The following is an 11,436-nucleotide window of genomic DNA, read 5'->3' on the forward strand; positions in this document are numbered from 1 at the left end:
TCTGCGCGATTTTACACAGGCCGGGTACGGCATCAGCTATGATGCAAAGACGGGCATGCCCGGCGTATTTGCGCCGCAGACGCGCACGGACGTGCCCGCCGCGAGCGATGAGGTGCTGGACGCGGTAGACAAGCTGCAGACCGTATGCGGGCTGGAGGAGCAGACGATAGCCTATCTGCTGCGGTATCAGTACGGCGACGCGCTGCTGACCAAACTGGCGGCGGCGACCTGAGGCATATAAATGACAAAACGCTGACTCGTTATAATGGGTCAGCGTTTTTTGTTTCGCATAAGCATTAAGATAGAAATGAAACAATGCACAGAAACTTAATTGCCCTCTGCGTCTTTCGTTTCTTTCTCACCCGAAAATATCTCTCGGAGTTTTTTCAATTTTTCTTTGGATGGGGCTAAACGCCCCGTTTCCCAGTGGGATACCATAGATTGCTCGACGCCGACCATCTTAGCAAGCTGCGCTTGCGTAAGTCCCTTGGCCTTGCGCGCCGCTGCTACATCAAATGTGTCTGGCGACAGCGGCTTGCCGGCCAGCCCAGCGTAGTATCCGAGCTGCCAACTGCCTTGCTGGTCAATCGGGATGACAGCATAAGCGTCGATGTCATCCTCGTTGGACAGCGGCGCGGGTATCTCGCAGAGAGCTTGACCGATATCCTGGTCAAGCTCTCTGGTAACGATACCGGATTTGTGCGCCTTGGTTATGATCTCCGCTGTCGAGATGCAAGGCCGCATCGCCGCAGAAACCAGATTGCCCTCAAGGTTGGGGGCAACCGCAATGATGCGTCCATACACCCAACCCCGGACATAAGCCTCACGTTTAGTCATGCGCAGCATCCTCTCCGAGGATTGCGTCGACAAAAGCCATTGCTGTCGCGTTGCTTTCGTCGATGTCGCCCAGCAGATTTGCCCAATTGCGGTCGCAGCTGACACAGTAGTCCGCAAAGGCATCCGGCGAGCTGAAATACTCCGTACGTGACCAGCTTGGCCAGCTCCCCGAGGTTTTGAGTATCACAAGTCCGCAAGCGGGATTGTAGAGCAGCTCGGCCTCATAATAATTATTCCGGTCGTCCTCGGTGTTCCAGCCGCCGCCGTCGATGCGGACGGCAGCGTCGATGTCAGCTTGCATATACCTCTTGTCATCAATGATTCTCATGTTTTGTCCTTTCCGGCCTTGCGGCCTGTTTGATTTGTGCTTATTTAACCGGATAGACAACGATATTATCATCGCTGCCCTGCTCGGGGTGCACCATGGTTGGGGCAGTCCATTTGAGGACAAGCCGGCGGTCGGCTTTGGATCCTGTCCAATAATGATGCCAGTGCCCGCGCCGCATATGCGGGCGCACCGTGCCGCCTGTGCCTGTATTCCCTCCGCAGTGCGGGGCTGTCGCAGCCGTGCGGCGTAATGCCGCGCCGATGCGCACACCGACATGCTTGACGGCGATCGTACTCGCCTTATCGACCGGCTTGCTGTCCTTTGGCGGGTGGCGCACTACGCGCAAACCAGTGTCCTCATCCTCCATGTCTGCGCCCTCAGAGACGAGGTAGAGCAGCAGTTGGATGGCCGAGAGGATGCTGCGCATATTGGATATCGGGTCGGTGACGTCAACCGGCGTTTGCATGTGCTCCTGCGTGACGCGCAGCGTATCCAAATAACAATCCCTAAGCGAGCGACCCGGCAGAAGGTGCAGCACCTGCGGGACACTGCGCTCATATCCATCAAGCACCCACTGTATGCGCAGCTCAGGCGCGTTGCGGTTGATATCATAGTCAATCCATGCCCAAAATCCATCTGTGCTCTCAAGGAGACCGGGAGCCTTGGTATAGATACAGGGGTAAGGCAGGTGCATGAGCAGGTCGGTGGGCAGCGTATCGGTATCCCGCACATCCTCAACCTGCCCCGCCAGCGTCTCTGCCAGAGCGGGATCAAAGCGGTAAATGACCTTTGCCTGCCGCCAGAGCCAACAGGCAGTAAGCTCTGCGCAATCTGCGGCGGCCTCGGCGTCTGTCCACCCTAAGCTGTATCGCAGATAGGTATAGGCGGCATTGATCGGCAGGATACAGTAGTCCGGCCAGTGCATCTCGCCGTCATCCTTGGCTGCGCGGCAGCGGTCAATTTGCTCATAACAGTCCGGCACCATCTTGCGCCAGAGCCGAACGAGGGGCAGGGGCGTGTCTCTGTCTCTCATGCGGCACACTCCTCTCGGCGCGCCGCACGGTCCTGATGCCCGGCCGTATCGCTCACGCCGCCGCGGGCGATGGCGTGAGCTGGAAGGGCCTTGCCGCAGTGGCGGCAGACGTATGTTGCGGTTACGATGTAGACCATGGGCTTGTCCTCCTTGGTGGTCAGATGCAGCAGCGGTAGTAATGGCGTTGCTCGCAGTCCCACGCGGCGCGGGAAATCAGCTTGTCGCCCTTGTAGATGCTGACCTGTTCGCCGTGCTCGCCGCGCCCGAACTGGAGGGCGGCTTTGTAGGCGCTGCGGGTGCTGACCTCGTACTCGGCGTAGGTCGATCCGCTGCTGATAACACAGATGTAAGTCATGATGTTGTCCTCCTTATTACGATTGTACGGCGGCGGTAGCGTCGGCGAGAGCCTGCGCCTTGTCTACAAGACCCATTTCGCGGACAGCCTCGCGAAACAGATTGCAGCCGTCGGTCTGGCGGTGGTCGATCCACCAGCGGGCATCGGCCTTGGCGGCGATGTGGGCGGTGACCTCGGCGTACAGCGCTTTGTGGTCGGCGATAATGGATGCGCCGTCATAGCCGGCAAGCACGCGCACAACGCTGTCCATCGCCTTGTCTAAACTCTGACGCACCTTATCCAGCCGGTCGGCGCGGATGCTCTCTGCCCACGCAATCTGCTTGGGCGATCCGGTCAGCGCGGGCAACCCAGCGTCAGCGTTGCGGGCGGCCAGATCGGCGTTGGCGCAGTCATCGCAGATGTCAATGTTGCGCGCCGCCCAAGCCTCGAATTCGGCGGCCTCGTGGGTGTTGCGGCGATTGGTGCGAATTACAAACTCCTTGCCGCAATGACGGCAGGTGCAGGTTGCAAGAGCGATAGCCATGATGTTGTCCTCCTTGGTGGGGTTTGGTGTTGCCTTACCTTGTGATTATATTATAACTAATAATTATTAGTTAGTCAAGCAATAATCTCAAAATATATTAAGTAAATACTAATAAATATTAGAGGTAAATCTATACAAATTGTACAATAGCAGGCATTGCAGGCGGCGGTCGTGGCGTACCGCGCGGCCGTGGCGATCAGCAGGTAAAGTAACGGTAACACCCCTTGCAGGGCTGACCTGCGAGGGGTGTTTTTTGTTAGGATATGATACTAAAATGTGCGATTAAATGCACAAGGCGCTGTGTTATAATAACAATATCGCTACACCATACACGTCTTGCACAGATCAATACAGAATTATATAAACTATGTGTATGGGATTTATAATTCTGCACTACACTCTCCACACGATTTCTACGGCCTTTCCGTCTAAAATGATGCGATTTATCAACGAGCTGACCAGCAAGCGCCTTGTCACAAGTGGTGCTTTTTCGAATTCGGCGGCAAACTGGGAAAGGGCATCGCGGAATCTCTCTTCCGGGTTGTTCTGCCGCGTTTGCTCAATACGCATTTGGCCGGACAGCGTTTTTCGCTCGGTGTTTAGCTCGTTGACGCGCCCGGTCAACGTCTCCATCGGAATAGCGCTGACTTGATACAGGTCGATCAGCTTTTCTATTTGCGTGTCAATTTCTTTGATTCGCCGCTGTATCGCCGCAGTATCCAGTGCACTGTGTTCTTCGGTCGGGTGCAGAATATCAGCGATTGCGTCAGGATGCTCGACCAGCTGCATAATGGCGTTTACCGCAATTTGGTTGAGCGCGTTGATCTCCCAATTGTCATTTTTGCAATGGGGGTCCATAATCTGCTTTTTGGAGGTTTTGGAGCGGGAGTAGCATTTATAGTAGCCGTGTGCACCGGCATACCGCGCGCCACAGCGCCCGCAGCGCACCAGCCCGGACAGCAGTGTATCTGCGCGAAACGGTGTTTTTTGCGCAGCATTGAGGGCATTCTTTCGCGAGGAGGAGGAAAGCAATTCGTTTGCCGTGCGGAAATCCCTTTCCGAGATAAGCGGCTCGTGGATGCCGTCATATGCGATACCGGCAAACTTCACCTTACCGATATAGATGTTGTTTTTTAGGATGCATTGTATTTTCGCGGCGCTCCATTTGCCGGGGTATCGCGCGGCCATATCATGCCATATCGCGTTGATGCTCTTACCCGCAAGGAAGTTCTGAAATATCTCCCGCACCATAATGGACTGATACGGATCAACGATGAGCAAGCCATCCTTATACTGATAGCCGAGCGGGATAATGCCGCCGCCGTGGTAGTACCCGGCTTTGCTGCGGCCGATGCGCCCCATGGTGAAGCGCTCGGTGATCTGGTCTTTTTCAAGCTGTGCGAACACGGACAGAATGCCGATCATCGCGCGGCCAAAGGGCGATGACGTATCAAAGTTTTCGTTTATCGACACAAAATCTGTGTGGTTCGCCAGCAGATCATCTTCAATCAGTGTCAGCGTGTCTTTCTGGCTGCGGCTCAGGCGGTCGAGCTTGTAAACCACAACGGCATCCACGCGCTGCTCCCTCACAGCAGTCAGCATCTGCTGCAGCGCGGGACGATCTGTGTTGCCGCCCGAGAAGCCACCATCTGTGTAAATTTTAAGCAACACCCAATCCTTTGCTTGGCAGTAGCTCTGTATGCGCTGTACTTGCTCGTCGATACTGTAATTTTCCAGCTGGTTTTCGGTCGACACGCGAACATAGCCGCACACCATCATTTTCTTTTTATCCGTCATAATGTACCCCCCGTTTACAACACTTAAAGGCATATGCTATAATGAAAGGGCAGAATCCCGTCGAGAGTTTTCTGCCCTTAATCTCGCTTCGGTGCACCAACACCGGGGCGGGTTTTTCTTCGTTGGTCATAGGTGCACCTCCTTGGGGTAATGTGCGGTCAACTAACCATATTTTGAGACTGCCGATATTCCGTGGCAATCATCGTTCGATTAAATTCAGCGGCGGGATTGATTTCCTGCACTAATTGTTCCAGCTCATCAAGAGAGACCTCAAAGAACTCCTTGCGCAGATTGATCTTATTTTTACGCTTACTATCCAAGCGTCGATGCAATGCGCTTTCCAAGCCAACTGCATCATCCGAGAAGATAAAACTATGCACATCAAATGCAAAGGGCACAGATGCATCACCCAGTTCTTTTACGCGATCCATCGGATCGAGCCGACGGGTCATTCCAATCTTAAAGGTTTCCGCGCCAAATGAGCCGAGATTGCTGATAACATACACATATCCGGCCTTTCCGTTCTGTCTGGCGATGATTTCTTCCTTTTTGTGCTCTACATCGGCCAACTGCGCTTGTAATTCAAGTATCTTAGCTTCCAGCGCCTTGGTTTTTTCATCATCGGCCGGCAGCGCAGCTAACTGGGACTGAACATTTTCAATCTCAGTTATGTACTTGCTTTCCTCTTTTTCTACCTGCTTTTGCTGCTGCTCAAGGATTTTCCGCTCCTCGGCTTCCTGACGCATCTGCTCACGCAGCGCCTGTTGCTCAGCGCGCTCCTTTTCTCTGCGGATAAAATACTCGTATTCGGTGCGAATGGAGATTTCAAATAAATCGTGGATTTCCGAAATAAAATTATTAAGTGTAGGCGCAATCGCCTGATTGCCGTCTGATGCAATTTTCAGGAATTTAGCAGTCATTGTGTTCAGATTGGACAAGCACTGGTCAAGCTGAGAGAACTTGATGGAGTGCAGGATATTTTGCAGTTCCGCGCGCAGGGCAAGCACCATCAATTGATAAATCGCACGATTGGCCTTGGTCGTATAGCGCTTCTCGTATCTGGCCAGAGTTTCATCAATGCGCTTTTCATTTTCTTTGTTTTGTGCGCGCAAATCTTTGATATCATCAGACCGCAGCGGAAGCTTTGTGTTCGGCAAAATAGCGTCGATTTGGTCTAACTGCTTCTCGGTCAGCGAAAGTTCACCGGCAATGTTGTTAAGGTCATATCGGTCGATAGAGGATTTGATAGCCTTATGCAGCGCTTTGATAGACGCAAGCTTGATCGTTTGCGTCTTCACCTTTTTATCAAGTGCGCTTAGCTTATCCTGCGCTTCATCGGCAGCGGCCTTTGCCGTAGTAGCAGCTTGCTCGTAATCCGCAATGATTTTTTCCTGCTCATCTTTGGTTTGTTTTTTGATCTCTTCGAGGGTTTCATCTCGGTGTGCAATGATATCCTCTTTACTCTTGCAGTCAAAATCAAGGGCGCGCAGTTTGTCCGTTTGGGTAGTAATCTGTTCATCAATCGCCTGTAATTCAGCCTGTTTCTGCGCAAGCGCTTTTTTGGCGGCAAACAATTCGCGGATGGTATCGAACATGATGACACTTCCTTTGCAAATTTGTGTTCAAATTGAATGCAATTATCAGTAGCCTACTTTGCTCGCGCCGTATTCGGCCTGCTCCTGTGTGAATCCCTCAAACATCAACTGCTCAATAAGCCCTTGGCGTGAAAATGATGTCATATCCAGATAGTTCTGCGCGGATTTGGCGGCCTGCTCGTTCCAATCTGCATTGCAGTTGTCGGCGGCATAAGTGGCCTCATCTGTGGTGTAGCCTTCGTACTCGAGCTGCTCAATCAGGCCGCTACGAGAGAACGACATGATAGACAAGTAATCATCCGCTGCGGCAAGCGCATTTTTCTGCCCCATCGTCAGCGTTTGCGTAGGCTCTGCGGGTGTGGTTTCTAACGATTCACCCGCCCCGATATCCTCTGGCGGCTGCGTATCCGTCTGCACCGTTTCGGTATTTTGTGGCTGGTCTGCGGGCGGCTGAGAGCCAGCGCCACACCCAACAAGCCCAAAGAGCAAGGAGCCGCATAGTGCCGCCACCAGGAAACGCTTGATTTGCATATATGTATTCCCCTTTTATTCTCGGTGTCCAAGTTGAACACCATAGTTTTGTGTAGTATTTACAAGATATAGATTTTCCCCTTGCAATTAGTCGAAATGTGGTGTATTATCAAATACACAAACATGCGTTCGATTAATTGGAGGGGATAGCATGACATCACAGCAACAACGCATCACAGATATCCTGCGCAACGCAGACGACCAGCTTACTGACCGCCTGTTTGATGTTGCCGCTGCCATAATTGGTATTCCGCTTGACGAACCATCTCGTCCTGCTGCTCCGGTGTCATCTGTTCCATCATTTCAATGATTTTCATTTGCTTTGGCGTTAATCCGCTCATATCTTCGGATGTGGGCGGATTTTTTGCGCCTAATAAGGCATCTACGGATACATTGAACAGGCTAGACATATTAAGTAGGGTTTCATGGTCTGGTTGGCTGCCCCCATTTTCCCACATTGTCACGGTCGTTCGCGATACTCCAAGTGCTTTAGCTAATTTCGCCTGTGTATAACCACTTGCCTTGCGAATTTCCCGCAAATTCATAAAATCACCGCCTGTCTATTATATTATAAGTCAATCTAATTGACATTGCAAATCGGTTTAAAAAAAATATGTCAATAGTATTGACATTATAAGCGGGAGGTGCTATTATGATGTCAACAAATATGACATAGGTGGTGAGAGTGTGCTGAGTATTAAAACTAAACGTGAGCAGATTGGCATGACACAGGCGCAGTTTGCGGACGCACTTGGCGTGTCACGAGCGACTGTGGCGATGTGGGAATCTGCCCATAACTATCCGCGTGCCGAGATGCTTCCGAATATTGCCAACATCCTCGACTGCACGATCGACGAGCTGTACGCGGACGAACCGCGAAAGGAGGTGGGGTGAAAAATGCGAAAACTGATAAGCAAACTGGCGGAAATCATCGAAGATGCGCCGTATGACCACCCATATTTCCCGTTGGTGCTGTCAATTATTGCACTAATTGCTTCAATAGCCATGCCGCTACTGCGGACAATTCTGGCAGGAAAGATCTGATTAGTGCAACGAGTGCAATACCTGTTGTGATATTATATTTAATCTCCTCAATACAGTAGGCTTCCAGCGCGGCTTCGCCACGCAGACTGATGCGATAAGCGCCGGTGACCTCGCCCTTACGCTCGTTGTATTGCAGCGTGCGCTCCAGATAATCCGGGCAGAGGTAGTCTATTTGGGATCGAATATCAATGCGGGGAAGCTCGCCTTGCAGATCATCGGGAAAAATGTAGTTAGGCTTATGGCGGCGGAATTGTATTAATGTTCTGCGGGATGCTTTGCTTAACATCGAAAAATCACTCCTTTTATCTCTTAGTATAGCATGTCGGAATAAGAGGAGCAACAAAGGCCAAGGGAGGTGAAAGAGTAATGTTTTTCAGCAGAATCAGAAAACTGGAAAAGCGCGTGACTGATTTGGAAAATGCCCAACATACGCAGACATGGGCGTTCGGTGAAGTTGATCTTCCCCGGCTGGCGCGCATTGTTGAAGAAATGGAGATGAGGCAAAGAACTGCCGATACGGACGACCGAAAGGAGGTGAGCTAATGCATACCAAGCTGGATGAATGCCCGCAGCAGAGAGATTTGGGGGCAGTACGCGGTGCAGGACAAACAACAACCCAAAGCAAGCTAACAGACAAGCAGGCAGCGCATACCATAGTTTAGAAAGGCGGTGGTACTTATGGAGGGTGTAACAGTCAGGCATATTATGGCCGACGGCACAGAGTGCAAGGATCTGTCGCACTACTTAGATAACCACAAACTGCCGGAAGCGGTTATACAGCTCCTGCGGAATATGATGTTACAGGAACAACGCGTGGCTGGTAGGGAGGCGAACGAGTAAGGCCCGAATCCCAGATACATGAGCAGTATAACAGAAAAAGGAGGAAAATACCACGATGCGGCACTACCAGAATATCTACCAAACTGCGCGCGAGCTGAAAGGTTTGACGCAGGAAACCGCAGCTGAGCGACTGGACATTTCGGTTGAGAGTCTCGGCGCGTATGAGCAGGATCGCCGACGGCCGCCGGACAGCACGGTTTTGCGCATGATACAGCTTTACGATGTACCGTATTTGTGCTACCAGCATATCGCAGCGGGCGATCTGGGCGGCATGCTGCCAGAGGTGCAATCTAAACCGCTGGAGCAGGCAACGATGCGCCTGGTGCGGTTGATTGGCAAGTTTGCCAAAACGGGTCGACTGGATCAGTTACTTGAGATCAACGAGGATGGCGTTATCACGTCTGAGGAACGCCCGCTGCATGATGCAATCATGGCAGAACTGCGGGAGATCATGGCGACATATCTCGAATTAGATTGTGCAGCGCAAAAGGAAAGCGCCCAGTGCGGCGGCAACCGCGACTGAGCGCAAATCAAATTAGACTACTTAAAGGATACCGGAAAAGCCCGGCGCTGTCAAGAGGGCCGCGCCAGGAGAAAGGGAAAACATGAAACTCGTAGAGGTGAAATTTGAGATCCCGGAGGATCTAGAGCCGCGCGTTGTGGCGTTAGCTACGGAAATGGGACATCCTTTGATTTGGCTGCGCAGCTATTGCTGTGGGATGGATATGCCACGCATTTGCGCAGCTCGATTGAGCGGGCGGAACGAGAACTGCGAGAGCAATTGTCAGGGGAGGTGGCGGTATGATCTACGCCATCCTTGCCATGCTCGGGGTAGGCTGCGTCTACCTCGCCCTTGGCATGCTGGTGGACAGGCTCACCCAGCCGATGGAACGGAGGGGACGGCGGTGAGCGTGCCGGACAAGAAGGGAGGCGGCGCATTATGCCAAGTCCGAGCTATTTTTCGATCCTGACAGCAGATGTGCGCTATGACACAGGTCTGTCTGACTTTGCAAAGCTGCTGTACAGCGATATCACCGCGCTGTGCAATAAGAATGGCTACTGCGACGCGACCAACGACTATTTCGCCACGCAGTTCGGCAAATCCAAGCGCACGATCAGCGCGACCGTGGGTGCGCTCGCAGACGCGGGTTATATCTGCATCGAGGTCGAGCGGGACGCAAGCAACGCGGTCGTAGCACGCAAAATCTGGGTGCAGGCAAACGCCCGTGCCGCTGCGGAAAAGGTGCAGACCCCTATAGAAGAAAATTTCCATAGGTATAGAGAAAAACTTCCTGACCCTATGGAAGAAAACTTCTACCAATATAATAGGAAGAATAATACAAGTAAGAATAATACCCCTATAGTCCCCAAAGGGGACGACGTGCTGTTCGATGAATTCTGGGCGGCTTATCCGAAGCATGTTGCAAAGCAACCGGCGCGACGGGCGTTTGAACGGCTAAAGCCAGACCGTGCGCTGCTGGACAAAATGCTGGCAGCCTTACGGTGGCAAACGCAGTCCGAGCAGTGGACGAAGGACGGTGCTCGTTATGTACCCAACCCCGCGACATGGCTCAACGCCCGCCGCTGGGAGGACGAGCCGGAGGGCAGCGCCACGCCGCCCAAACCGTCCAAGCCGACCAAAGAGGAACGGAGGTATGAGCATTGGTAAAAGCGACACTCGACGCAGAGTACAGCGTGATCGGCTGCCTGCTGGTTGACCCGTCGATCGCGGGCGAATTGCTGTACCGCACGCGGCCGGAGGACTTCACCGTTCCCGAGCTGCGCACGGTGTACAATGCCGCGGTCAAGCTGTTTGGTGCCGGGCGGCCGGTGGACGCGGTCACCATCCGCGGGGTGTGTGGCGCGGAGTATAACGACCTGCTGATGCAGTGCATGGATGTCACACCGACTTCGTTCGGCTGGCGCACCTACATATCCGCTATGCAGGAACAGACGCGCGTCACCCGACTGCGGACGCTCGCCGCCGAGCTTGCCGAGGTGCGCACAAGCGATAAGGCGCGCGATCTGCTCGGACAGGCAGGCGAGATTTTGAGCGAAAAGAACCGCACACAGGTCGTGACCATGCAGCAGGCACTGATGCAGTTTTTCAACGAGCAGGGCGAAAAACGCCGCTTTCTCAGCTGGGGCTTTGATAAGCTCGACCGGAGGCTGTATACAGACTACGGCGATTTCGTGATCGTTGCCGGACGTCCGTCCGCGGGCAAGACTGCGCTTGCCTTGCAGATGGCGGCGCACATGGGTCGGCAGGACAAGGTCGGCTTTTACAGTCTTGAGACCAGTACCGCCAAGCTGACCAACCGATTGGTTGCGAGCCGCTGTATCATCGACTTCGGCCATATTAACCGCCGCGAGATGACGCCCGAGGAGTGGGAACGTGCAGCCAAGTGGAAAAAGGAAGTCTTAGAAAGCCAGCTGGAGCTGATTCCCGCGTCCGGCTGGGGCGTACAGGATATTCTGGCGACTGCGCTGGCGCGGCAGCACCGGGTCGTGTTCGTCGACTATTTGCAGCTCATTCGCGCGGCCGGTCGCAAC

16 protein-coding genes and 1 pseudogene are annotated in these 11,436 nt (G+C 53.1%); 6 read left to right on the forward strand and 11 right to left on the reverse strand.

The genetic code is table 11. The features are described 5' to 3' along the window. Positions 1-232 (forward strand): annotated as a pseudogene (locus MR935_RS06810) (hypothetical protein); the annotation flags it as partial. A 95-nt stretch (positions 233-327) separates the two neighbouring features. Here the strand turns inward: MR935_RS06810 and MR935_RS06815 are convergent. The 10 genes from MR935_RS06815 to MR935_RS06860 all read right to left on the reverse strand — a co-directional run bounded on the left by MR935_RS06815 (position 328) and on the right by MR935_RS06860 (position 7,544). After that, positions 328-837 carry a helix-turn-helix domain-containing protein gene (locus MR935_RS06815; RefSeq protein WP_290572193.1) on the reverse strand — a complete coding sequence of 170 codons (510 nt, stop codon included), beginning with the start codon at positions 835-837 and terminating at the stop codon, positions 328-330. Beyond that, a complete protein-coding gene (locus MR935_RS06820; RefSeq protein WP_290572195.1) occupies positions 830-1,165 on the reverse strand; it encodes a hypothetical protein in 336 nt (111 codons plus the stop codon). The genes MR935_RS06815 and MR935_RS06820 overlap by 8 nt, the downstream gene beginning before the upstream one ends. Positions 1,166-1,205: 40 nt before the next feature. Beyond that, positions 1,206-2,198, reverse strand: coding sequence for a hypothetical protein (locus MR935_RS06825; protein WP_290572197.1), 993 nt, complete (start codon positions 2,196-2,198; stop codon positions 1,206-1,208). Next, positions 2,195-2,335, reverse strand: a complete 141-nt coding sequence (locus MR935_RS06830) for a hypothetical protein (RefSeq protein ID WP_290572199.1) — start codon at positions 2,333-2,335, stop codon at positions 2,195-2,197. The genes MR935_RS06825 and MR935_RS06830 overlap by 4 nt, the downstream gene beginning before the upstream one ends. 20 nt (positions 2,336-2,355) lie before the next feature. Continuing rightward, positions 2,356-2,553, reverse strand: coding sequence for a hypothetical protein (locus MR935_RS06835; protein WP_290572201.1), 198 nt, complete (start codon positions 2,551-2,553; stop codon positions 2,356-2,358). 16 nt (positions 2,554-2,569) lie between these two features. After that, complete coding sequence (locus MR935_RS06840; RefSeq protein ID WP_290572203.1) at positions 2,570-3,076, reverse strand: hypothetical protein; 507 nt, start codon at positions 3,074-3,076, stop codon at positions 2,570-2,572. A 393-nt stretch (positions 3,077-3,469) separates the two neighbouring features. After that, positions 3,470-4,873, reverse strand: a complete 1,404-nt coding sequence (locus tag MR935_RS06845) for a recombinase family protein (RefSeq protein ID WP_290572204.1) — start codon at positions 4,871-4,873, stop codon at positions 3,470-3,472. 158 nt (positions 4,874-5,031) lie between these two features. Then, positions 5,032-6,468: a GIY-YIG nuclease family protein gene (locus MR935_RS06850; protein ID WP_290572205.1), complete on the reverse strand. Its 1,437-nt coding sequence runs from the start codon at positions 6,466-6,468 to the stop codon at positions 5,032-5,034. A gap of 45 nt (positions 6,469-6,513) precedes the next feature. After that, complete coding sequence (locus MR935_RS06855) at positions 6,514-6,999, reverse strand: Ltp family lipoprotein (RefSeq protein ID WP_290572207.1); 486 nt, start codon at positions 6,997-6,999, stop codon at positions 6,514-6,516. Positions 7,000-7,205: 206 nt separating this feature from the next. Next, positions 7,206-7,544 (reverse strand): helix-turn-helix transcriptional regulator, encoded by a 339-nt coding sequence (locus MR935_RS06860; RefSeq protein ID WP_290572208.1) that lies wholly within the window; start codon positions 7,542-7,544, stop codon positions 7,206-7,208. Between the two features lie 142 nt (positions 7,545-7,686). On the opposite strand from MR935_RS06860, the gene MR935_RS06865 reads away from it, so the two are divergent. Then, positions 7,687-7,893, forward strand: coding sequence for a helix-turn-helix transcriptional regulator (locus tag MR935_RS06865; protein WP_290572209.1), 207 nt, complete (start codon positions 7,687-7,689; stop codon positions 7,891-7,893). 85 nt (positions 7,894-7,978) lie between these two features. Here the strand turns inward: MR935_RS06865 and MR935_RS06870 are convergent, their stop codons facing one another. After that, the gene (locus tag MR935_RS06870) at positions 7,979-8,329 is read right to left on the reverse strand and encodes a hypothetical protein (protein ID WP_290572210.1); all 351 of its coding nucleotides are present in this window, start codon (positions 8,327-8,329) and stop codon (positions 7,979-7,981) included. 80 nt (positions 8,330-8,409) lie between these two features. On the opposite strand from MR935_RS06870, the gene MR935_RS06875 reads away from it, so the two are divergent. The 4 genes from MR935_RS06875 to MR935_RS06890 form a co-directional block, all read left to right on the forward strand. Next, the gene (locus MR935_RS06875) at positions 8,410-8,586 is read left to right on the forward strand and encodes a hypothetical protein (RefSeq protein WP_290572212.1); all 177 of its coding nucleotides are present in this window, start codon (positions 8,410-8,412) and stop codon (positions 8,584-8,586) included. Between the two features lie 352 nt (positions 8,587-8,938). Then, complete coding sequence (locus tag MR935_RS06880) at positions 8,939-9,406, forward strand: helix-turn-helix domain-containing protein (RefSeq protein WP_290572214.1); 468 nt, start codon at positions 8,939-8,941, stop codon at positions 9,404-9,406. Between the two features lie 417 nt (positions 9,407-9,823). Continuing rightward, the gene (locus MR935_RS06885; RefSeq protein WP_290572216.1) at positions 9,824-10,552 is read left to right on the forward strand and encodes a helix-turn-helix domain-containing protein; all 729 of its coding nucleotides are present in this window, start codon (positions 9,824-9,826) and stop codon (positions 10,550-10,552) included. Continuing rightward, a partial coding sequence (locus MR935_RS06890) for a replicative DNA helicase (RefSeq protein WP_290572218.1) occupies positions 10,546-11,436 on the forward strand: 891 nt, incomplete at its 3' end. The genes MR935_RS06885 and MR935_RS06890, both read left to right, overlap by 7 nt.

The sequence above is a fragment of the Agathobaculum sp. genome, from assembly GCF_022775115.1.
In the GTDB taxonomy this organism is placed as follows: Bacteria; Bacillota; Clostridia; order Oscillospirales; family Butyricicoccaceae; genus Agathobaculum.